The 23,785-nt window shown below is 42.5% G+C and carries 19 protein-coding genes; 11 read left to right on the forward strand and 8 right to left on the reverse strand.

What is annotated here, in order from left to right; genetic code table 11:
* Positions 1–227: 227 nt before the first annotated feature.
* Positions 228–3,263: a glycosyltransferase family 117 protein gene (locus AC1DO4_RS09200; RefSeq protein ID WP_477415052.1), complete on the forward strand. Its 3,036-nt coding sequence runs from the start codon at positions 228–230 to the stop codon at positions 3,261–3,263.
* Between the two features lie 295 nt (positions 3,264–3,558).
* Here AC1DO4_RS09200 and kdsB read toward each other — a convergent pair whose 3' ends face one another.
* From kdsB to trpS, 3 genes are all read right to left on the reverse strand, one after another.
* Positions 3,559–4,293: a 3-deoxy-manno-octulosonate cytidylyltransferase gene (gene kdsB / locus AC1DO4_RS09205; protein WP_477415054.1), complete on the reverse strand. Its 735-nt coding sequence runs from the start codon at positions 4,291–4,293 to the stop codon at positions 3,559–3,561.
* A 130-nt stretch (positions 4,294–4,423) separates the two neighbouring features.
* Complete coding sequence (locus AC1DO4_RS09210; RefSeq protein ID WP_477415056.1) at positions 4,424–5,038, reverse strand: deoxynucleoside kinase; 615 nt, start codon at positions 5,036–5,038, stop codon at positions 4,424–4,426.
* A 176-nt stretch (positions 5,039–5,214) separates the two neighbouring features.
* Positions 5,215–6,210: a tryptophan--tRNA ligase gene (gene trpS / locus AC1DO4_RS09215; RefSeq protein ID WP_477415058.1), complete on the reverse strand. Its 996-nt coding sequence runs from the start codon at positions 6,208–6,210 to the stop codon at positions 5,215–5,217.
* A gap of 158 nt (positions 6,211–6,368) precedes the next feature.
* Here trpS and AC1DO4_RS09220 point away from each other — a divergent pair, with 158 nt between their 5' ends.
* The 5 genes from AC1DO4_RS09220 to AC1DO4_RS09240 all read left to right on the forward strand — a co-directional run bounded on the left by AC1DO4_RS09220 (position 6,369) and on the right by AC1DO4_RS09240 (position 10,577).
* A complete protein-coding gene (locus tag AC1DO4_RS09220; RefSeq protein WP_477415060.1) occupies positions 6,369–6,983 on the forward strand; it encodes a lysophospholipid acyltransferase family protein in 615 nt (204 codons plus the stop codon).
* Positions 6,984–7,193: 210 nt separating this feature from the next.
* The gene (locus tag AC1DO4_RS09225) at positions 7,194–7,925 is read left to right on the forward strand and encodes a lysophospholipid acyltransferase family protein (protein ID WP_477415062.1); all 732 of its coding nucleotides are present in this window, start codon (positions 7,194–7,196) and stop codon (positions 7,923–7,925) included.
* Positions 7,922–8,212, forward strand: coding sequence for an Asp-tRNA(Asn)/Glu-tRNA(Gln) amidotransferase subunit GatC (gene gatC / locus AC1DO4_RS09230; protein ID WP_477415064.1), 291 nt, complete (start codon positions 7,922–7,924; stop codon positions 8,210–8,212). The genes AC1DO4_RS09225 and gatC overlap by 4 nt, the downstream gene beginning before the upstream one ends.
* 144 nt (positions 8,213–8,356) lie before the next feature.
* Positions 8,357–9,118 (forward strand): ABC transporter ATP-binding protein, encoded by a 762-nt coding sequence (locus AC1DO4_RS09235; RefSeq protein WP_477415066.1) that lies wholly within the window; start codon positions 8,357–8,359, stop codon positions 9,116–9,118.
* A 97-nt stretch (positions 9,119–9,215) separates the two neighbouring features.
* The gene (locus AC1DO4_RS09240) at positions 9,216–10,577 is read left to right on the forward strand and encodes an exonuclease domain-containing protein (protein ID WP_477415069.1); all 1,362 of its coding nucleotides are present in this window, start codon (positions 9,216–9,218) and stop codon (positions 10,575–10,577) included.
* Between the two features lie 663 nt (positions 10,578–11,240).
* Here the strand turns inward: AC1DO4_RS09240 and AC1DO4_RS09245 are convergent.
* Positions 11,241–13,214 (reverse strand): S9 family peptidase, encoded by a 1,974-nt coding sequence (locus AC1DO4_RS09245; protein WP_477415071.1) that lies wholly within the window; start codon positions 13,212–13,214, stop codon positions 11,241–11,243.
* Positions 13,215–13,280: 66 nt separating this feature from the next.
* The gene (locus AC1DO4_RS09250; protein WP_477415073.1) at positions 13,281–15,254 is read right to left on the reverse strand and encodes a S9 family peptidase; all 1,974 of its coding nucleotides are present in this window, start codon (positions 15,252–15,254) and stop codon (positions 13,281–13,283) included.
* A 221-nt stretch (positions 15,255–15,475) separates the two neighbouring features.
* Here AC1DO4_RS09250 and AC1DO4_RS09255 point away from each other — a divergent pair, with 221 nt between their 5' ends.
* A complete protein-coding gene (locus tag AC1DO4_RS09255; protein WP_477415075.1) occupies positions 15,476–16,903 on the forward strand; it encodes a B12-binding domain-containing radical SAM protein in 1,428 nt (475 codons plus the stop codon).
* Positions 16,904–16,939: 36 nt separating this feature from the next.
* Here AC1DO4_RS09255 and pyrF read toward each other — a convergent pair whose 3' ends face one another.
* Positions 16,940–17,770: an orotidine-5'-phosphate decarboxylase gene (gene pyrF / locus AC1DO4_RS09260; RefSeq protein WP_477415434.1), complete on the reverse strand. Its 831-nt coding sequence runs from the start codon at positions 17,768–17,770 to the stop codon at positions 16,940–16,942.
* Positions 17,771–18,121: 351 nt separating this feature from the next.
* Between pyrF and rho the strand changes: the two genes are divergently transcribed.
* From rho to purS, 3 genes are all read left to right on the forward strand, one after another.
* Positions 18,122–19,756, forward strand: coding sequence for a transcription termination factor Rho (gene rho, locus AC1DO4_RS09265; RefSeq protein WP_477415077.1), 1,635 nt, complete (start codon positions 18,122–18,124; stop codon positions 19,754–19,756).
* An 89-nt stretch (positions 19,757–19,845) separates the two neighbouring features.
* Entirely contained in the window at positions 19,846–20,568 is a 723-nt protein-coding gene (pssA, locus tag AC1DO4_RS09270; protein WP_477408734.1) for a CDP-diacylglycerol--serine O-phosphatidyltransferase, read from the forward strand.
* Complete coding sequence (purS, locus tag AC1DO4_RS09275) at positions 20,549–20,806, forward strand: phosphoribosylformylglycinamidine synthase subunit PurS (RefSeq protein WP_477415079.1); 258 nt, start codon at positions 20,549–20,551, stop codon at positions 20,804–20,806. Before pssA ends, purS begins: the two co-directional genes overlap by 20 nt.
* 170 nt (positions 20,807–20,976) lie before the next feature.
* Here the strand turns inward: purS and AC1DO4_RS09280 are convergent, their stop codons facing one another.
* Together AC1DO4_RS09280 and folK are read right to left on the reverse strand one after the other, a co-directional pair.
* Complete coding sequence (locus AC1DO4_RS09280) at positions 20,977–21,354, reverse strand: Hpt domain-containing protein (protein WP_477409670.1); 378 nt, start codon at positions 21,352–21,354, stop codon at positions 20,977–20,979.
* A gap of 24 nt (positions 21,355–21,378) precedes the next feature.
* Positions 21,379–21,858, reverse strand: a complete 480-nt coding sequence (gene folK, locus AC1DO4_RS09285; protein WP_477415081.1) for a 2-amino-4-hydroxy-6-hydroxymethyldihydropteridine diphosphokinase — start codon at positions 21,856–21,858, stop codon at positions 21,379–21,381.
* An 87-nt stretch (positions 21,859–21,945) separates the two neighbouring features.
* Between folK and sppA the strand changes: the two genes are divergently transcribed.
* A complete protein-coding gene (sppA, locus tag AC1DO4_RS09290) occupies positions 21,946–23,715 on the forward strand; it encodes a signal peptide peptidase SppA (protein WP_477415083.1) in 1,770 nt (589 codons plus the stop codon).
* Positions 23,716–23,785: the final 70 nt, after the last annotated feature.

Below are 23,785 nucleotides of genomic sequence, written 5' to 3' on the forward strand. Positions count from 1 at the left end.
TAAGCGTAACAATAACCGCGTAACAGTTATACGCTATTTATTTGATAAAGTTTATTATTTAAAAAAGCACAATTAACAGCCTTAAGCTTCTTCACATTACCTGCTTAAAATCAATAAGTTAAATTCTGTTAAAAGGTGTTAACAGATGTTAATCTGCATAGTATTTTGGCAATTTACATCGAAATTGTACCTCATTAACATATGGTAAAACTTTTACAACCTAATTTATGATAAAGTACAACAAGATCAATAACCTGTTAGGCTGGCTATGCCTGGTAATAGCCTTAAGCACTTATGTTTTAACCTTAGAGCCATCGGTTAGCTTTTGGGATTGCGGCGAATTTATAGCCTGCGCTTACCGGCTCCAGGTATCGCACCAGCCGGGCTATCCTATGTTTGCCATGCTGGGTAAAGTATTTTCGCTGCTGTCTATGGGCGATAATACCAAAGTACCCTATTTTACCAACCTTGGTTCGGCCTTTGCAAGCGCTGCCACGGTAATGTTTTTGTTCTGGACAATTACCGCACTGGCAAAAAAGCTGCTGATTGCAAAAGGCGAAACGCCTGCACAATCGCAGCTGATTGCGATAATGGGGGCCGGCCTGGTTGGTGCTTTAGCATTTGCCTATACCGATACCTTCTGGTTTTCGGCTGTTGAAACTATTGTGTTTGCCCTTTCATCATTATGTACAGCCGTGGTATTCTGGGCCATTTTAAAATGGGATGCCCACGCAGACGAACCCGGTGCCGATAAATGGATAGTATTGATTGCTTACATCATGGGTTTATCCATAGGCATACATTTATTAAACCTGTTAACCATTCCGGCTATTACTATGGTTTATTATTTACGCAGGTATAAAAAGCCTTCGGTAAAAAGCGGTATAGTGGTATTTATGCTTAGCATTGTAATACTAGCTTTGGTGCAATACGGCATCAGGGAATACACCATTAAAATAGCGGCCCGGTTCGACCTCTTTTTTGTGAATACCCTGGGCTTAGGCTTTGGCAGCGGGGTTGTTTGTTTTGTACTCCTAATCATTGCTTTATTAACTGCGGGTATTTCGTACAGCATCCGGCATAAAAAACCGGCCTTGAACCTTGCATTGGTATGTTTAACGTTCATCTATTTCGGCTACGGGTCTTTTGTTTATATCCCTATCCGGGCCACTGCCAATACCGATCTGAATAACTCGCATCCCGATAATGCTTTTACCCTTAACGATTATCTTAACCGCATCCAGTACGGAGAAACCCCGCTGCTTTACGGCCCGTACTATGATGCCAAAGTTATTGATCAGCAGGATGGTAAAAACCTGTATCGCAAGGGTAAAGACAGCTATGAGATATCCGGAAAAAAGGTGGTTACAACCTATGATCATAATACCATCATCCCCCGCATGCATAGTACCGAAGGCGACCCGCAATATGCTCAGAATGTACAATTTTACAAGCAATGGCTGCAGTTAGCCGACGGGCAAAGCCCCACTTTTGCCGACAATATGAACTGGATGCTGAGCTGGCAGATGTACCAGATGTACTGGCGCTACTTTTTATGGAACTTTGTTGGCAGGTATAACGATGCCGACGGGCAAACCAGCACCATGGCGATTAATGGCAACTGGACGTCGGGCTTGTTTGATAGCGGTAAACATTTGCCCAAATCTGTAACTGGTTCCAATACCTATACGCCGTTATATGCATTACCCCTTGTTATTGGTTTATTGGGAATGGCTTATCATATTAAACGCAAAAAAGCTGATGCCATGGTGATAGGTCTGCTTTGGTTTTTTACAGGCCTGGCCATTGTGTTGTATGTAAACCAGGCCAACATACAGCCGCGCGAACGCGATTATTCATACGTTGGCTCTTTCTACGCCTTTGCCATTTGGATAGGTTTAGGGGTGCTGGCGATAAACGATTTTATTAAGCAAAGGGTAAGCCCGCGCGGCGCGGCACTGGCTTCGGTTGTAGTTTGCTTGCTGGTAGTGCCTGTTTTAATGGCCAGGCAGGAATGGGGCGGCCATGACCGGTCGACCAAAATGACGCCGCACGATATGGCTTACAACTTCCTGATATCGTGCCCCAAAAATGCCATATTGTTTACCAACGGCGATAATGATACGTACTCGTTATGGTACGACCAGGAAGTGGAAGGTGTACGGCCCGATGTAAGGATAGTTTGTACCAGCCTGTTTAGCGGCGATTGGTATATACACCAGATGCAGCGGCCCATGAACCAATCGGCCCCTTTGCCTATTACCATGCCTTTTGACAAATACAAGCAGGGCATACGCGATGTAATAGCTTATAGCGATGCCAAAATACCCGGCTTTGTTGATTTAAAGGATGTATTTGATTTTATAACATCTGATGACGACCGTACCAAAGTACAATACCAAAGCGGCGAAACCATGAACTATCTGCCTACCAAAAACTTTAAATTAAGCGTTAATCCCGGGCAGCTGGTAAAAAATGGTGCGGTGACTGCCCAACAAAAAGACAAGCTAATCAACAGCATAGAATGGACCTACCCTGCTGGCAATTATTTGTTTAAGGATAAACTGGCCATAATAGATTTACTGGCACACAACAACTGGGAAAGGCCCATTTGTTTTACCATAGGCGTAAGTCCGGAGTACATGATGGGGCTGCAGCCTTACCTGTATAAAGAAGGTTTCGCCTATCGCCTTATTCCTTTTAAAGCCGATACCGCTATTCATGATCAATTGGGCAAGGTAAACAGCCTGGTGATGTATAATAACGTGATGAACAAGTTTAAATTCGGCAATTTTAAACATGCCAGGTATTTGGATGATGTGAGCAAAACGGAGTTTTATCCATTCATGGAAAGCACCTTTCATGACCTTGCCCAGGGACTGATCAAGGATGGAAGGAATGACCTGGCCCTGAATACCCTGCATAAATTTGACCAGGAGATGCCCGACATAAACCCCAATATTGATACCGCCCACCGCAAACTGCTGTTGGCCCAATTGGCCTATAAGCTTGATGATAAAGAGCTGGCTAACCGCTATGTAAAAGGTGTAGATAATTACCTTACCGATCAGCTGGCTTACAACTATACCCTGTTACAAAATAAACCCGAAGCCTTGAATGTTGGCGAAGTACAGTTTCAGCTATATGTTTTAAATGGCCTGGTAAATACCACAAAAGCCTATAACGAAACAGGGCTGCATAAACAATTCCTGGATCAGTTAAATGATTATGGGAGTAAATTTGCTGTGTTGGAGAATAGATAACGTAAAAGCCGAAATTATATTTATCAAACAAGACTACTAACCGCGACCTCATTGCGAGGAACGAAGCAATCCCCGATTTGCAAATCCGCTCTGTACAGTTTGGGGTTGCTTCGTACCTACCTATGACAAGTTGTAGAATCCCAGACTTACGAAGTTTTAAAAACTTCGTAAGTCTTTCGCCGATTTGTCATTCCCCCTTCAGAGTCCACGGATTTTATAACTCGCAATGACGTGGTTGTTGTACGTTTGTTATCACATCACCCATACCAACCACAGCTGCAAACCTGCAACGGCGTTATTTGAAACAGCCCAGTTTCTCCAGATCAGCAGGCACATCAACCGAATGAGTTTCCAGTTCGGTTTCGGCAACTTTAATGCGATAGCCGTTTTCAATCCAGCGCAGCTGTTCAAGGCTTTCGGCTTTTTCGAGGTCGGAAACGGGAAGTTTGGTAATCTGTTGCAGTATATCGGCACGGTAACCGTAAATGCCTATATGCTTAAAATAAGTATGATGTTTAAGCCAGTTATCCGGTTGCTGGGCACGGATATGCGGCAATGTAGCGCGGGAAAAATATATCGCTTCTGATAATTTATTTATCACCACTTTGGGCGAGTTATAATTAAAAAGCTCTTCTGTAGAAGTTATTTTTTTTATCAGTGTAGCTATCTGTGTATCTGTATCCATAAAACAGGACACCAGTTTGGCAATCTGCTCTGGGTTGATATAAGGTTCATCGCCCTGGATGTTGATAATTACATCGTATTCGGGATGCAACCGGGCTACCTCGGCGCAGCGGTCGGTTCCGCTCTCGTGGTATTCGGCCGTCATTACGGCTACACCGCCAAAGGCATGCACATGATTAAAAATGCGGTCGTCATCGGTAGCTACAATAGCTTCGGCTACGTTAGTACAACATTTAACCTGTTCATAAACCCGCTGAATCATGCTTTTACCGGCAATATCAACCAATGGCTTACCCGGAAAACGGGAAGATGCATAACGGGAAGGGATAATGCCTAATATTTTCATTTTTATGTCGCGGGTTACCGGCTGCGGGCCTTTTTAGTTATCTAATCGGAAGATCAAAATTAAAAATAAATAACTCACACTTCAATATTATATTATCTGCTATACACGAAACAGGCAACCCTAACCCCAATTAAAACAGCCCATTAATTTCACGCTCAATCAGCTGAACTATGGTAGCCATATCTTCGGTTTTATTGGCAAAATCAAGGTTATCCTTATCAAGTATAAGCAATTTACCCAGCTTATAGTTTTTAATCCATTTATCGTACTTCTCGTTCAGTTTGGATAAATAATCTAAACGGATCCCTATTTCATATTCCCTGCCCCTGCGCTGGATGTTACTTACTAGGGTTGGCACCGATGCTTTCAGGTATACCAGCAGATCGGGCGGTTTAATAAACTCGGTTATATTATTAAATATAGATTCGTAATTTTCGTAATMGCGGGTGGTCATGAGGCCCATATCGTGCAGGTTCTCGGCAAAAATATAAGCATCCTCGTAAATGGTACGGTCCTGCAAAATATTATGCCCGCTTTTTTGAATATCAATGATCTGGCGGTAACGGCTGTTAAGGAAATAGATTTGCAGGTTAAAGCTCCAGCGTTTCATATCGCTGTAAAAATCCTCTAAATAAGGGTTATTATCTACAGCTTCAAATACCGGCTCCCATCCATAATTATGGGCCAGCATTTCTGTTAAAGTGGTTTTACCCGCGCCTATATTTCCTACAATAGCTATGTGCATGCTTATTTTATTTGTTTTGTCTGAACCGTAATTTGTCGAATTTACAGAATTACTTGAATTTTTAAAGGCCCGAAACTTTATTATTCAACTTTTAAATGTTAAAAAAAGCCCTGAAAGGGCTCCTGTTATAAATTCCGAAAATTCTTTAATTCGCTTAATTCGGGTTCAAACGATTTTTAAAAATTCTTAAACCCTATTATTTCCCTTACCTCCCTTATGGTTTTTGAAGCGCTTTCACGGGCTTTATCAGCGCCTAAGCGGGCTACTTTACGCAGATATTCAGCATCACCGGCTATAGCGTTAATCCTATCGCGAATGGGTGCTGTTGCAATGATCATATCCTCGGCCAATTGTTTTTTCAGGTCGCCGTAGCGGATGCTCATTGTGTTATATAAGTTATCAAAATGAGCCAATGTATMCACCGATGAAACAACTTTCATCAGATCGAACAGGTTTTGGATCTCCTGTGGTTTGTTTTGATTTTCTGTTGTCGGGCCGGAATCAGTCACGGCGCGCATCACTTTCTTTTTGATAACTTCGGGCGTATCGCCAAGAAAAACGGCATTCCCCTCCCCTTCTGATTTCCCCATTTTACCCTTGCCATCAAGTCCCGGAATTTTTACCAGGTTGCTGCTATAATTAAAAGCATAAGGCTCGGGAAAATAATCGTGGTTATACAGCCGGTTAAACCGGTTGCCAAAGGTGCGGGCCATTTCCAGGTGTTGCTCCTGATCCTTACCAACAGGCACTTTTGTAGCTTTATGAATAATGATATCTGCCGCCATCAATACCGGGTAGGTAAGCAAACCGGCGTTCACATTCTCGGGATTGGCGCGTACTTTATCTTTAAATGAAGTACTGCGTTCCAGCTCGCCAAGGTAGGCGTTCATGTTTAAATACAGGTATAGTTCGGCTATTTCGGGCACATCTGACTGTACGTAGATGGTAGCTTTTTCCGGGTCGATACCGGCCGCAAGATACTCTACCAAAACCTGCTTTACATTACTGTGCAGGTTGGCAGGTGTTGGATGCGTGGTTAACGAATGCAGGTCGGCAATAAAAAAATAGCAGTTAAATTCATTCTGCATTTTTATAAAGTTTTGCAAAGCCCCGTAATAATTCCCCAAATGCAAATTTCCGGTTGAACGAATGCCACTAACAACAGTTTCCATAGGGGCGAAAGTAAGGATTTTTTCTATTTTTGATGACGATGAAAATGATATTGAGAAAAGTGCACGTCTATTTATATGTGATCAGCGTAGCCCTTTCCTACTTAATATTATGGCCTTTTTTCTATTACTTTTCTAAACATCCGTCAAGGTACCACAGCATGAACAAGCTGCGCCGGGTATGGGGTTTCATCAGTTCGGCAATGGTGGGGATATTTTATAAGTTTGATTACGAGGAGCCTATCGACTGGAGCAAAACCTACATCATATGCCCTAATCATACCTCCAACCTCGATATTTCGGCCCTGTGCATACTGGTTAACGGCAATTGCAGCTTTATGGGCAAACAGGAGTTAGCAGATGGTTTGGTAACCAGCCTGTTCTTCCGCTCGGTTGATATCCCGGTTAACAGGGAGAGTAAAATGTCATCTTTCAGGGCGTTTAAAAAAGCAGCCGAAAAACTACAGGAGGGCATATCAATGGTGATATTTCCCGAAGGAATGATAACGGATGATTACCCTCCCCAATTGAGCGAATTTAAAAATGGCCCCTTTCGCCTGGCTATCGAAAATAAGATCACCATTATACCGGTAAGCTCATTAAACACATGGAAAATATTTTGGGATACAGGCACCAAATATGGCAGCAGACCGGGCATTTGCCATTTTTATGTTCATAAGCCCGTTGATACATCAAGCCTGGCCATAGCCGATGCCGACACCCTGCGTGACAAGGTTTATGCTATTATTAAAGATAAGCTTGAACATTCAAATTAGTTAACTGTGAGGCTGTTTAAATGAATAAACAGACCGTCTTTGCGAGGTACGAAGCAATCCCCGATTTAAAGGTCGAACTTACAAATCCGCTCTGTATAGTTTGGGATTGCTTCGTACCTCGCAATGACGGTCTATTATTTATCTATTTTTAAACAGGCTCTAAAGTTTAACCTACCAAAAAAACAGCTATTTTTTTTACATTTKGTGAACATGAAATTAACACTGAAAAAGATCCATACCAATTATTACAGGTATAGCATCGCTTTCTTTTTTACACTATGCTACCCGGCGTTATACGTGCTCAAACAAAAAAAGCGGCGGTACAAATACATTAACCAGGTGAGGCGGCTTATCATATTTTTAAGCTCGGGCATATCAGGTATTTTTTACAGCGCCACCTTTGAAGAACCTGTGGACTGGAAAAAAACTTACGTAATTTGCGCTAACCATACCTCAAACCTTGATGTATCTGCGGTAAGTACCATCTTAAAAAATAACATCTGTTTTATGGGTAAGGAAGAATTACTGACCAACTATGTGCTTGGCTATTTCTTTCGTACTATTGATATTACCGTTAACCGGGAAAGCAAAATGTCATCTTTCAGGGCCTTTAAAACAGCAGCCGAACGTATAAAAAGCGGGGTAAGCGTAGTTATTTTCCCCGAGGCTACTATCCCCAAAGATTATCCCCCCGGATTACAGTCGTTTAAAAACGGACCTTTTCGCCTGGCTATTGAAATGAAAGCGCCTATTTTGCCAATCAGCTCGCTTGATACCTGGAAGGTACTTTGGGATACCGGGAAAGAACATGGCAGCAGACCGGGAATTTGTGATATATTTGTACATAAACCCATTGAAACAGCCCATTTAACGTTGGATGATGCCGACGCGCTGCGCGATGAGGTTTACGCTATTATTAAAGAGAAATTACAAACGGCATGACCATAGATAAAGAAACAGTTGAAAAAGTTGCCCACCTGGCACGCCTGGAACTTAGTGAAACGGAGAAACAGGACATGATTAAAGACATGAGCAAAATTCTTGATTTTATGGCCAAGCTTAACGAGCTGGATACTACCGGAGTGGAGCCCCTGATTTACATGACCGATGGCGCAAATATTTTACGTGAAGATGTAGTGAGACAAACTGTTACGCATGAAGAGGCTTTACAAAATGCGCCTAAGCACGATGAGGATTATTTTTTAGTAGCGAAGGTGATAGAGAAATAATTCAAAATTAAAAAGTCAAAATTAAAAAATGCTTGTTTAGCGGCTGTGTTTTTAGCCATCAGAGCTTTTGACTTTTTAATTTTGAATTTTGACTTTCAATTGTAACATTCCATACCTATCTATAGTCCAAACAAAAAAACATTCATGGAGCCATTAAAAGATAAGCCTTTAATTACCATAAACGAGATAGGACGTAAGTACGTGATAGGTACCGAAGTAATACACGCCCTTAAATCTGTTTCGTTAACTATTAATAAAGGCGAGTTTGTGGCTTTGATGGGTCCGTCTGGTTCGGGTAAATCTACACTGATGAATATTTTAGGTTGTTTGGATACGCCTACCAAAGGTGAGTACATCCTGAACGGGATAAACGTGAGCCACATGACCGATAATGAGCTGGCCGAAGTACGCAACTCCGAGATTGGCTTTGTTTTCCAGACATTTAACTTATTGCCCCGTAACACCGCGCTTGATAATGTTGCCCTGCCTTTAATTTATGCGGGTATTAACAAAGAAAAACGTACAGAACGTGCCACCAACGCGCTAAAAAATGTTGGCTTAGGCAACCGTATAGATCACAAACCTAACGAGCTTTCGGGCGGTCAGCGCCAGCGTGTTGCAGTTGCCCGGGCATTAATCAATAACCCATCCATCATACTGGCCGATGAGCCTACCGGTAACCTTGATACCAAAACATCCATTGAAATTATGGGGCTGATAGAGGATATTCACGCCAAAGGTAACACCATCATTTTAGTAACCCACGAAGAAGACATAGCCCTGCATGCCCACCGCATAGTGCGCATGCGCGATGGCCTGATTGAAAAAGATTACCTGAATCCCGAGGTGCATACCGTGAGCAGGCGAAGCCATGCTCAACCCTCCCCAGAGGAGAGGACCTTATAAGGCTGTGAAAAGTCTCCCCTTTCGGGGGAGATTTAGAGGGGGCTAAAAAATTTAAATAACACTAAAATAATTAGCAAACTTGTATTACATTTGAAATATGTATGCAATTGTTGATATTGAGACTACCGGGGGGCATGCCAGCGCGAATGGCATAACAGAAATTGCGATATGCATACACGATGGTAAAAAGGTTGTTAAACGTTTTGAAACCCTGGTAAACCCTCAACGGGAAATCCCTATCTATATCAGCGCCTTAACCGGCATCACCAATGATATGGTACAGCAGGCCCCGCCTTTTGAAGATGTGGCTGCCGATGTATACCATCTTATCCACGGCAAAATATTTGTTGCCCATAATGTTAATTTTGATTATTCCTTTGTACGCTATCACCTGGCTGCCGCCGGGTATGATCTGCAGTGTAATAAATTGTGTACCGTACGCCTTGGCCGCAAAATATTGCCTGGCCTTCCCTCTTATAGTTTGGGACGGCTTTGCAAACACCTGGGTATTGATAACGAAAGCCGCCACCGTGCTGGCGGAGACGCCGAGGCCACTTCGGAGTTGTTCACACTGTTATTAAACAGCGATGCCGATGGTCATATTAAACAGGCGCTTAAACAAAACTCAAAAGAACAGGTACTGCCTGCTAATTTGCCTAAAAAGGATGTGGAGGCCTTACCATTTTCACCCGGTGTATATTATTTTCACGACCAAAAGGGCAAAGTTATTTATGTTGGCAAGGCAAAAAACTTAAAGAAACGCGTAAGCAGCCATTTCACGGGTAATAACCCAGGTTTGCAGCGGCAAGAGTTTTTGCGCAACATTTACCAGGTAAGCTACCAGGTTTGCGGTACCGAACTGATTGCCTTTGTGCTGGAAGCCATTGAGATTAAACGCCTGTGGCCAAAATATAACCGGTCTTTAAAACGTTTCGAGAACGCGTATTGCCTGTATGCTTTTGAAGATCAGCGGGGGTATATCCGCCTGGCTGTGGACAAGCGCCGCAAATTCAGCGATGTGATCTATACCTGCAACTCCTTGCTTGATGGTTATAACCTGCTTAACAAGCTCATAGAAGCTTTTGGCTTATGCCCTAAACTTTGCTTTATCCAAACCAACAATAATCCCTGCACAGGGGCCGCCGGAAGTGAATGCGCCTGTGAAGGTGTTGAAAGCGTTGAAGAATATAACCTTAAAGTAAATAACGCTATTGACGAACTAAAACGCGCGCTGCCTACCTACGCCATCCGCGATGAAGGCCGCACAGGCGATGAGCACAGCTGTATTTTGGTAGAGAAAGGCCAGTTTTATGGCATGGGCTACATCTCGCATTATTTCGACGCGGATAATATACAGCAATTAAAAAACTACCTCACCCCCTATCCCGGGAATGACTATATCAAAAATATTGTATCCAGCTACGCCTCACGGTATCCGGACAGGATGGTGGTGTTTTAAAAACTTAGCAGTTCTAAAAACCAAGTTTATTTCTAAGAAGCTGAATACACTTCCTCGCGTCATTGTACCGACCAGCGGAGCTGGAAAAAACGGTAATGCCATGTACGGATACCACAATCACCTCGATCGTCATTGCGAGAGCTAAAATCCGGGGACTCTGAAGGGGAAATGACAAATCGGCGAAAGACTTACGAAGTTTTTAAAACTTCGTAAGTCTGGGATTCTCCAACTTGTCATGGGTAGGAGGTACGACGAAGCAATCCCCAAAATACAGATCGGATTTGCACAGCTACTCTGTAAATCGGGGATTGCTTCGTTCCTCGCAATGACGGCCTACTCATCTATTTTAAAATAGCTTTTAAATATACCTCCCATTCCATAAATAAATTATCCCTGATGTGATTTATATATTTCTTGATTTTTCTTGATTTTTGCAGATGTTAATCTAATATTAGTTACGGAGAACCCACTCTTGATTTTTATCCCTTTTAACGTGATAAAGCGAAGAACCTATTATTTCCTTAAAAATCAACTAACTGATTATCAGACACAAAGGTGTTCCACCCCTGTTCTCACAAAACGTTAAACTGTTGACTATCAGCACAAATGGCGTTCCACCCATTCCGCAGCGTTCCACCGTTCCGATGGAACACCTGCGGGCAATTATTTCAGGTACTTATCATACCAATCGATATACCGCAGCAACCTATCCACCTGGTAACTTGGCACACTTATACCATGAAACTGGCCCGGGTAAAGCACCATTTGCGTAGGTACGCCCTGTGATTTCAGGGCCTGGTACATTTGCTCGCCGCCACCGGTTGGCACGTTAAAATCCTTTAAGCCCGACATGAACTGCGTAGGCGTTTTAATTTTATCGGCATGAAAAAAGGGGTACGATAGCCTGATATATTTCTCGGGGTTTTTCCATGGGAAACCCAGCTCATTATCATATTGTACCACCCATTGGTCTGATCCGTAGATGGCTAATTGCAAAGCGCTGCCCGCCCCGCTGGATGCGGCTTTGAAACGGGTATCGGTAGCTATAGTGTAATCGGTAAGAACTCCGCCATAGCTCCAGCCGCCAATGCCTAAGTGGTCTTTATCGGCTACACCGGTTTTCACCAGCTCGTCAACGGCTCCTAACAGGTCGTGCACCTCTTTATTACCCCAATCGGCATAAATGGCTTTGGTATAATCAAGGCCTCTGCCGGTGCTACCACGGTAGTTAACGGCAGCCACCGCATAACCTGCCGATGCAAGGGTTTGCCTTATCATGTCAAACTCAAATTCGTCCTGGTCTGTTGGTCCGCCGTGGATATACAGGATAAAAGGCAGCTTTTTAGTTACTGTATCCGGCGTATACAATATGCCCGAAACCAGCGTACCATCGCTGCTAAACGACTGGAAACCTTTTACATGCGCCAACTTAACGGTACTCGACCATTTGTCCTGGTGAAAAGTAAGCCGCCTGATCTTGCCATTCTCGATAGCTACCAGCTCATGCGGCATATAGGGCGTAGTCATTTTGGCTATCCAAACACCCGGCGAATGGCCTAACAGGCTTTCAAAACTACATTCGGCGCCTTTATAAACTGTAGTTGATTTGCGGAGCAGCAGGTTATATTGCGCAATGTAGCGGATGCGGTCGCTGCTTACCAGGTAAACTATGTTCCTGCTATCCCGGCTCCAGGCATGATTGCTTACCGGGCGGTCGAGTGCTTCGGTAAGCACCTTGTTGTTTTTACCATCGGCATCCATTATACATAAAACATCGTGCTGGTATATATAATAACTGGCATCGCTGGTCGACCTCAGGTAGGCGATGTGCTTACCATCCGGGCTCCAGAGCGGGGCAATATCGTGCCCGGTAAAGGTGGTAAGTTGATTGATCTCACCATCATCTTTGGCCTCTACCGTAAAAATGTCCAAATTTTCGTTCTTATCAGGGTCGTTGGTACGGTTACTCACAAATGCAATAGTTTTACCATCGGGGCTCCATACCGGCGATTCATCGTCCCTATCGCCTGTTGTTAGCGTATCAAGCTTTTTTTTATCAATATCATACAGGTACAAATGCGTGTGCAGGTGCTGCAGGTAGCCTTCAATATCCTGCTTAAAGTGGTAGCGGTCTATCTTTATAGGTGGGGTTGTTTTGGGCTTCTTACCATCATTTTCGGGATCTTTTATCACCAGCACCAGTTTTTTACTATCCGGCGACCATGCGTAATCTTCCAGGCCACCTTTTTTAATATCGGTTAGCTTGTGTCCCTCGCCTCCTCTCCGATCCATGATCCAAACCTGGCCGCCATTTTTGGAGTCCCGCTCCGATATGAACGACAGGGATTTACCATCCGGTGTCCATTTAGGCGACGAAGCCGGCTCGCCTCCGTAAGTAAGCTGAATGGATTGCTTACCATCAAAGCTCTGCATCCACAGGTGCGATACCCGGTTATCCTTAACTGTATCTACTTCTGACAGGCTATAAACCAGCCATCTACCATCTGGCGACAACTGTGGATCTGATAGTGTAGGGATGATATTTACATCCGAAGGTTTTAAGGAGCGTTTTGCCGTTTGAGCAACAGCACCGGTAAAAACAAACGCGGTAATGATAAGGAGTATATGTTTATTCATAATTACTAAAATCAATTGCTCTTAAAATGGCCTATCAAAACGCCTCATTACTGGCTACCTGATATATTACTTCTTCAAATACTTATCATACCACTCCACATACCTCTGCAACCTGTCGGCCTGGTAACTTGGCTTAGTGATGCCATGGAATGAATCAGGATAAAGTATCAGCTCGGTAGGTATCCCCTGCGATTTAAGGGCCTGATACATTTGCTCGCTACCGATGGTGGGTACATTAAAATCCCTCAGTCCAGACATATACAATACCGGCGTTTTTATTTTATCAGCATGGAAGAACGGATATGATAGCTGGATCCATTTATCGGCGTTTTTCCAGGGCACACCCAGTTCGTTTTCATATTGCAACACATACTGATCGCTGCCATAAACCGATAGCTGCAATGCACTGCCCGCACCACTGGCAGCAGCTTTGAAACGGGTATCGGTTGCTATGGTATAATCGGTAAGAATACCTCCGTAACTCCATCCGCCTATACCCAAATGGTCGGGATCGGCTATGCCCAGTTTTTCCAGTTTATCAACGGCGCCAAGCAGGTCCTTAACTTCCTTATTACCCCAATCGGCATAAATGGCTTTACAATAGTCTAATCCCCGGCCATTACTGCCACGGTAATTTACAGCTACCACAGCGTATCCTGCACCAGCCAAAACCTGCCTGGTTGCATCAAAGGTGTATTCATCTTGGCCTACTGGTCCGCCGTGAATAAATAAGATCAATGGCAGCTTTTTGGCGTTGCTGTCAGGAGTTAAAATAATGCCCGAAACCTGTGTACTATCAATACTGGTTGATTCAAAACCTTCTACATGTGCCAGTTTAACTGTATTTAACCATGCCTGCTGATGAAATGTAAGCCTGCGCAACTTACCGCCTTCCAAAGCAAATAATTCAGCCGGAGTATACGGATCACTTTTTTGTACTACCCAGTTGCCCGTGGCATTTGTGCCAATATCAGTAATGCCGTATTCACCTTTATTTATGGTGGTAATTTTACCATTGTTTACGCTTACACCGGCCACATAGCGCTCGCGGTCGTCGGCCACTATAAACCAAATACTTTTACTATCCTTAGCCCAAATTTGGTTACCAACCGGGCGGTCGAGCTGCAGGGTTAATACCTTTTTGTTTGAACCAACCACATCCATTGTACACAACACATTCTGATCATACATCATATAATCAGCATCGCTGGTTGAGCGCAGGTACGAGATCAGTTTACCATCCGGGCTCCACTGCGGGTTCCTGTCGGGGCCCTTCCAGGTAGTTACCTGGAGCATGCTGGCGTTAGGCCTGGCGTCTATGGTGAAAATATCGGTGTTCTCATTTTTATCGGGATCGATACTGCGATTACTTACAAATGCGATTGTTTTACTATCAGGCGACCATACCGGCGAAGCTTCGTCCTTATCACCTTTGGTAAGGGTATCCAGCCTTTTGGTGGCTACATCAAGCAGGTACAAATGCTTGTACAGGTGCTGCAGGTAACCCTCAATATCCTGCTTAAAATGGTAACGGTCTATTACTATCGGCTTTGGTGTTTTAGGTGCTTCTTTACCCTTATTTGCAGGGTCGCCAATTACAATTACCAGTTTTTTACTATCAGGCGACCATGAATAATCGTCCAGGTTACCTTTAATATCTGTAAGTTTAACGCCCTCTCCACCCCGGCGATCGATCAGCCAAACCTGTGCCCCATTCTTTGAATCGCGCGATGAAAGAAATGATAAATATTTTCCATCGGGCGACCATCTTGGCGATGAAGCAGCTTCGGCACCGTGTGTTAGTTCGATAGATTCTTTGCCATCCCAGCTTTGCATCCACAGGTGCGATACGCGCTTATCCTTTGCTGTATCAACTTCCGATACACTATAGGCTACCCATTTACCATCCGGCGAAAGCTGAGGATCGGAAAGTGTAGGAATACGGTTGATGTCAATCGGTTTTAAAGTCTTTTTTTCCTGCTGGCCGCTTACATACAGGGAAACGGATATCGCAATAAGGGATAAGAAGGCTCTTTTCATAGACGGATATGATGAATAAAGCCTGTAATTTAACAATTAGTACCAGGATTTATGAGAATTTAAGCGCTCACAATAGAAATATTACAATATGTAAATCCAGACTCGCCCGGTCAATTATTATACTAACTATTTCAAACCCAATTAACTGTTCAATTAATTATTTGCAATAATTAAATTTATTCATTTACTTTGTTATTCAAAGTACTTTTAATAAATTATTCATGAAAGTTAAAATGATACTCCCTGCCTTAACAGAAGCCGAAAGTCCATTTTGGCGACCGATAAAATATTCGCTGTTCCCGCCATTGGGTTTGGCAACTCTTGCAGCTTACCTTTCGCCAGATGATGAAATAGACCTGCAAGATCAGCATGTTGAAAAACTTAACCTGGATGATAACCCTGATTTGGTAATTATCCAGGTATATATCACCAATGCTTACCGCGCCTATAAAATTGCCGATCATTACCGGGCGAAAGGAGCTTATGTGATTTTGGGCGGCCTCCATGTTACATCCTTACCTATGGAGGCAACGCCCCATGCTGATAGTATTTTTACAGGGCCAGGTGAAGACACTTTTCCGAGGTTTTTATTGGATTTTAAGAACCGCTGCCCACAAAAGGTTTATAATTCCACCATCCGTACACTCGAAAAAGTTCCGCCTATACGCCGCGATCTGATCAAGAGGCATTTGTACCTTGTGCCCAATTCAATTGTGGTTACCCGGGGCTGTCCCCATCATTGCAGCTTTTGTTATAAGGACGCATTTTTTGAAGGTGGCCGTACCTTTTATACGCAGGAGGTTGACGATGCACTGGCCGAAATTGACAGGCTACCTGGCAGGCACCTGTATTTTCTGGATGATCACCTGTTGGGAAATGCCAAATTCGCCAGTAGTCTTTTTGATGGAATGAAAGGCATGAAACGTGTTTTTCAGGGCGCAGCAACTGTTGATTCTGTGCTTAGAGGCAACCTTATAGAAAAGGCTGCCGAAGCAGGCCTTAGAAGTTTATTTGTAGGATTTGAAACATTTTCGCCCCAAAACCTAAAACAAGGCAACAAAAAGCAAAACCTTGAAAAAGATTATGTAGAGGCCGTAAACCGGCTGCATAGTTTGGGGATCATGATAAACGGGAGTTTTGTTTTTGGTTTAGACGATGATGATAAGGATGTTTTTAAAAGAACAGTTGACTGGGGTGTAAAACATTCAATTACTACATCAACCTATCATGTTTTAACGCCGTACCCCGGCACAGAACTTTTTAATAGCATGGAGCGGCAGGGCAGAATACTCACTAAAAATTGGGATCTGTACGATACACGCAAAGTTGTTTACCAAACCGTTGGTTTAACTGCACAGGAACTTGAAGATGGCTATTGGTGGGCCTATAAAGAATTTTATAGGTGGAATAATATATTTAAAGCCAGTATGCAGCATGAATCCAACGTTCATAAATTAAAACATTTTTTTTACTCGGGAGGATGGAAAAAATTTGAACCTGTATGGAATTTCCTGATCAAAACAAAAAGTTTAAACAATACACTCCCCGCCCTTGAAACTGTACTGTCGAAAATAAATTTTAATAAAAGTATAAATCCAACATTGGATAACCGGGAGTTACAAGTACCTGCTTTTTTGCCAGAACATTAACTCCGGCTAATCGGCTTATTCCACACTCTCCAAAAACTATATCACCCCTGCTTTCTCCAACTCTACCTGCATTTTCCGTTGCATGCTTTGGGCTTCGGCACGCGCGGCTTCGGCAAAGTGTTCATCGTTACCGGCGTAAATTATAGAGCGTGAAGCGTTTACTATAAGGCCGCAATCTTTGGTGATGCCATACTTGCATACCTCTTCCAGGCTCCCCCCTTGTGCGCCCACACCGGGAACCAGCAGGAAGTTATCGGGTGCGTATTTGCGAATATTGGTAAACTCGGTACTTTTAGTAGCCCCTACTACGTACATGATCCTATCTGCACCGGCCCAGGTATTAGCTTTTTGAATCACTGTTTCATACAGCAAGCCGTCGCTGGTTTGGAGGTATTGAAAATCTTTACTGCCTACCGATGAAGTAAGCGCCAGTATAATTATCCATTTACCTTCATAGGCCAGGTAAGGCGTTACACTGTCATTACCCATATATGGTGTAATAGTAATTGCATCAAAGCTCATTCCAGATGCATTTTGGTCAAAAAAGGCTTTGGCATATTTATCGGACGTATTACCGATATCGCCTCTTTTGGCATCTATTATATTTAAGGTATTGGCTGGCAGGTATTTCCAGGTATCAATCAGACTTTGCAAACCTTTAATACCGCGTGCTTCGTAAAAAGCCGCATTGGGTTTATAGGATATACACAAATCCCTGGTAGCATCAATGATGCGTTTATTGAATTCCAGTACAGGATCGGGATATTCCTTTAAAAACTCAGGGATCTTATCAATATCTGTATCAAGGCCCACACATAAAAAGGACTTCTTTTGCTTTATTTGGTCTATTAACTGCTTGCGGGATATCATCGGAAGGGTGTTAAAATGTTCTGATTGTCAAAAAAACTAAAAATTTAGCTTAAACATCGCAGCCGACGAGATATTTATTTAATTAATTTGAAATTAAAGAATATTTGTTTACAATTGCATTGTTTTCCTTTGAATTTTTCTTGCACTAAAGAAACAATTTAAAAACCCACGATATTTATTTGTTAATACTTTGACTGGGTTTGGATGTTTACTTAATCAATGTTTCAAGATCAATTATTTACAATAAGGCCTTTGTGTACACAAAAATTTTAATGCACGTGGAAACCTTATTACCGTTTGAAAACTAATTACAATATTAAAAATCCCTTTTGAACTATAATTCATATCATGTCTGATAAAATCGAATTGAACGACAAACTCGTTTCTGAGTTGCGCGATATTGCAAAAAATTTAGGTATTGCCGAGGCCGACGAACTACGCAAAGCCTTGCTAATAGCCCGTATTATTGAACAACAACAATTAATTGAGGCCGCCAGGGCGCAACAAAACATTGTTGAACAAAATTATTCACCAATTACAGCTGAACCAGCGGCCGAAACCGCAAGTGAAAAAGCCCGCAAACGTACCCGTGTGCTAAAACCAAAAACTCAGCCCCGTGTTGAAGTACCTTTGGATGATACCAACCTGTTTGACCAGGAAGAGGATGATCAGCAGAATAACGAAGATGCTCAGAATGACATCCCGGCAGCTGCTCCTGTTACAATCGAGGCTTCTGAAAATCAACCAGGTGAAGCAGCGCCAAAAGCTGAGGCGCCATCTGCAGAGGTGCGTCCGCAGAAATTTGACAGGCGCGCTAATGGGAACCCTAATCAGCAAAAGGCGCAGGAGCCTGCTATTAACCTTGATTTTGATAATGTTATTGTAAACGAAGGTGTATTGGAAATTATGCCCGATGGTTACGGTTTCCTAAGATCATCAGACTATAACTACCTTACCTCGCCGGATGATATTTATGTATCACAATCGCAAATAAAATTATTTGGCTTAAAAACCGGTGATACGGTTCGCGGCAGCATCCGCCCGCCTAAAGAAGGCGAAAAATATTTTCCTTTGGTACGGGTTGAAGCCATTAACGGCCGCATCCCTGCCGAAGTTCGCGACCGGGTTCCTTTTGATCACTTAACACCGCTTTTCCCTTCTGAGAAGTTAAGCCTGTTTACAGATCCGGGTAATTATTCAACCCGTATTATGGACCTGTTTTCGCCTATAGGTAAAGGTCAGCGCGGTTTAATTGTGGCACAGCCAAAAACCGGTAAAACTATGTTGTTAAAGGACGTGGCCAACGCCATTGCCCGTAACCACCCCGAAGTATACCTTATTATATTACTGATAGACGAACGCCCTGAGGAGGTAACTGATATGGCCCGCAGCGTACGCGCCGAGGTAGTATCATCAACGTTTGATGAGCCAGCAGAACGCCACGTAAAAATTGCCAACATTGTTTTAGAGAAAGCTAAACGTATGGTGGAGTGCGGCCATGATGTGGTGATCCTTTTGGATTCAATCACCCGCCTTGCACGTGCTTACAATACTGTAGCACCGGCATCGGGCAAAATATTATCGGGTGGTGTTGATGCTAACGCACTGCACAAACCCAAACGTTTTTTTGGTGCCGCCCGTAATATTGAGGATGGCGGTTCATTAACCATCATTGCTACCGCGTTAACAGAAACCGGTTCAAAAATGGATGAAGTTATCTTTGAAGAGTTTAAAGGTACCGGCAACATGGAGTTACAGCTTGATCGTAAATTATCAAATAAACGTATCTTCCCGGCCATTGATATTACTGCATCTAGTACACGCCGCGACGACCTGTTACTTGATCGCGACACACTGCAACGTATCTGGATTTTGCGTAACCACCTGGCCGACATGAACTCACAGGAATCAATGGAGTTTTTACAGGCCCAGATAAGAGGTACAAAAACCAACGAAGAATTTCTGATTTCGATGAATTCGTAATATTTTAGTGATAATGAAGTTATATTTAATGTAAATATTATTTGTAACTTCATTTTTACTTAATAAAATCCTGATAACTTCATACCGAAATGAAGAGACGCGTTAGAAAACATCTACCTAATACTATAACCTGTGCCAACTTATTCAGCGGTTGTATAGGAATAGTATTTGCCTTTCAGGGTAACTTATTAATTGCATCCTATGCAATTTTCTTAGCAGCAATTTTTGACTTTTTTGACGGCTTTGCGTCCCGTGTGCTTAACTCCTACTCGTTTATAGGTAAAGACCTTGATTCGCTGGCCGATATGGTGAGCTTTGGCTTCTTGCCGTCGGCCATATTATACGAGTTATTTTTAAAAGCCCCGCAAATTAATCATGTAAGTGATTATTTATGCTACATTGCTTTCTCCATAACCGTTTTCTCGGCCTTACGCCTGGCTAAATTCAATAACGACACCCGGCAATCGGATAGTTTTATTGGTTTACCAACACCGGCCAATGCGATATTTATTGCTTCGTTGCCTTTAATTATTGAGCAGTACGAGGTTTTGGCCCGCTACATTTTAAACCCATACGTATTAACAGTTCTTATAATTATAATGTGTACTCTGCTGGTTTCTGAATTACCGCTTATGTCGCTCAAATTCAAGAACCGAGATTTCAATAAAAACATTTTCCGTTATTTACTGCTCTTGTTTTCGGCAATACTGATACTATTTTTTAAATTTGTGGCAGTTCCGGTGGTTATATTTATTTACATCACTTTATCTTTAATTCAAACAAAAATCACAAATGACAAAGTTCCAGGCTGAAATTGACGTAATGCCAAAAAAAGAAATACTTGATCCTCAGGGAAAAGCAGTAACCGGAAGCATGAAAAACCTTGGTTTAGCCGAAATTCAAAATGTACGCATAGGCAAACACATCACCCTTGAAATTGAAGCCGCCAACGCCGAAACCGCGCATAGCAAAGTAGACGAAGCCTGCAAAAACCTGTTAGCTAACCTGATTATGGAGAGCTACACTTTTAAGGTGGTAGAGATAGCCTAAAGCAGAAGGCTTAAAGCAAAAAGCCAACATATTTCGGATAATGATCGAATAGCAAAAGCTATTTGTGATGCTATAAAATTATAAAAGCAAAAAGGCAACCATAATGGTCGCCTTTTTGCTTTTATGCTCGTATCTAAAGCTTTTAGCCTTCGCCTTTGAGCTTTCAGCTCTTAAAGGCTTGCTTCCTTTTCTTCCTTAATTTGTTTCAGTGTAACAAGGTTGGCGTTAACTGTTGCTTTTACCTGGTTAAATTTTGCAAAAATCTCGGTTGGATTTTGCCCTCCGGCCTTACAGGCCAACTCAACTTCCTGTATGGTAGCCTGGCTTATAGGCATACCAAAAAAACCAAGATTAGGTTTTAGCTTGTGCGATGCTTTACCTGCTTCTGCCCAGTCACCAGAATCAAGCGCATTACTGATATTACCAAGTAACAATGGAGTTTGCTCCAAAAACATACCAATAGATTCAACAATAAATTCATCGCTGCCGTCGGCAATCTCATACAAAAAGGAAAGATCAAAGTCTTGCTCGGGTAATATATCTGACATATATAGATTTATGTATATTCAAAATTATACTTTTTTTACGATCAACTCGTCTTTAAGTTCGCTTTTTAATTGTAAAATATTTTTTTTCATCAACGGGTGTATAAAATCAGGAGCTATCTGGGCTAATGGCTCTAAGGTAAACCTGCGTTTATGTAGTTCGGGATGAGGAACCTTCAAATCCGGCTCATCTATTATAGTATCGCCGTAAAACAAAATATCAATATCTATCGTACGCGATCCCCATTTTACCTCGCGCCTGCGGCCCAGTAAAAGTTCGATGCCTAAAATTTTTTGCAACACCATTTGAGCAGGCATTTCTGTTTGTAAAAGCAGTACCTGGTTTAAATAATCGGGCGCATCGGTTTTACCCCATGATTGTGTTTGGTATACAGCAGATACCTGCAAAATGGGTGCAACTTCTGCTTCGATATGCTCAATAGCCTGTTGCAGAAACAGTTTTCTGTCGCCAAGGTTGCTGCCCAAAAGTAAAAAAACATCAATCATGTTGTAACAAATATTATAGAACAGGCTCTTAACATTATACGGTATTGAATTACTAAGTTTGCATAGTTAAAAAGATTTATAACATTAATGAAACAATTCTTCAAATTCGTTCTGGCCACCATGTTCGGGGTATTTTTAGTAACAGTGATTCTGGCTTTTGTAGTTGTAGGTTTGGTGGTAGCCGCAGGAAGTGAAAAAACGGTAGATGTTGAATCAAATTCGGTGCTACACATGGCTTTTACTACTGCTATTACCGAGCGTACACCCAATAATCCCCTGGCCGGACTAAGCTTTTTAGGATTGAACAGCGAAAAATCAATCGGTCTGAATGATATTTTGGCGAATATAAAAAAAGCAAAAACCGACAAAAACATCAAAGGCATTTTTCTTGATGAAAGCTATATGACATCGGGCCAGGCTACTACCGAAGAGATTCGCAATGCCTTAATCAACTTTAAAAAATCAGGGAAGTTCGTTGTAGCCTACTCCGAAATTTATACCCAGGGATTTTATTACCTGGCATCCGTAGCCGATAAGGTTTACATGAACCCTAAAGGTTTTTTTGAATTTACCGGCTTTAGCCAACAAGTGACCTTTTTAAAGGGGGCATTTGATAAACTGGGCATTGATGTGCAGGTTATTAAGGTTGGAACATACAAAAGTGCAGTTGAACCTTTAGTGCTTACCAAAATGAGCGACCCTAACCGCTTACAGGTTACCTCCTATTTAGGTTCGTTATATGATCATTTTTTAACCGGCATCAGCAAAAGCAGGGGAATTAACAAAGATTCGTTATTTAATTATGCAAACAACGGCCGTATTCAGTTTCCTGAGGATGCTTTAAAATTAAAGCTGATTGACGGCTTGAAATACAAGGATGAACTATTGGATGAGTTGAAACACCGTACAGGAACTGGTTCAAAAAGCAACCTTGCCAGCGTTGATCTTGATGAATACACCAAAAGCAACAGTGATGACAAGGGAGATGATGGTGATTCAAACAACCGTATTGCCATTGTTTACGCTAATGGTGAAATATCCGGTGGCGAAGGCGACGATAACAGCATAGGATCTGAAAGAATCTCGAAAGCAATTCGCAAAGTACGGTTAGATAATAAAGTAAAAGCCGTTGTACTCCGCGTAAATTCGCCGGGTGGCAGTTCGTTGGCATCCGATGTGATCTGGCGCGAAGTGGCAATGACAAAAAAGGTAAAACCTATCATTGTTTCTATGGGCGATTATGCAGCATCGGGCGGTTATTATATTAGCTGCGCCGCGGATTCAATTATTGCCGAACCGAACACCATAACCGGGTCGATAGGTATTTTTGCCATATTGCCCAACATGCAAAAGCTGTTTAATGATAAACTGGGTGTTACTTTTGATGGTGTAAAAACCGGTAAATACGCCGATCTGGGCGATATCAGCCGTCCATTAAGCGCCGAAGAAAGAGCCATTTTGCAAAACAGTGTAAATCACGGTTATGACGATTTTACCAAAGCAGTAGCCGCCGGCCGTGGTAAAACACAGGCTTACATTAACAGCATTGGCCAGGGCCGCGTGTGGACTGGTACCCAGGCCGTAAAACTTGGCCTGGTTGACCGCCTGGGTAATATCCGCGATGCCATTGCATCGGCAGCTAAAAAGGCCAAACTTAAAAACTACAAGCTGGTTAGCTATCCCGAGCAAAAAAGCTTTTTTAAACAACTGGATGGTGATGTAACAAGTCAAATGAAAACCAAAATGATGCAATCAGAATTGGGTGATAACTATCGTGTTTATCAGCAAATAAAAGGCATTACGCAAATGATGCGCACCCCGCAGGCAAGGTTGCCTTATGATATTGTGATCAAGTAAGTTTTATTTTATATTTTGACAGAAGCTGCCTTTTTGGCGGCTTTCTTTATTTTAAGAGTACGGTGAAATA

The organism is Mucilaginibacter sp. P5_A6 (genome assembly GCF_056400585.1).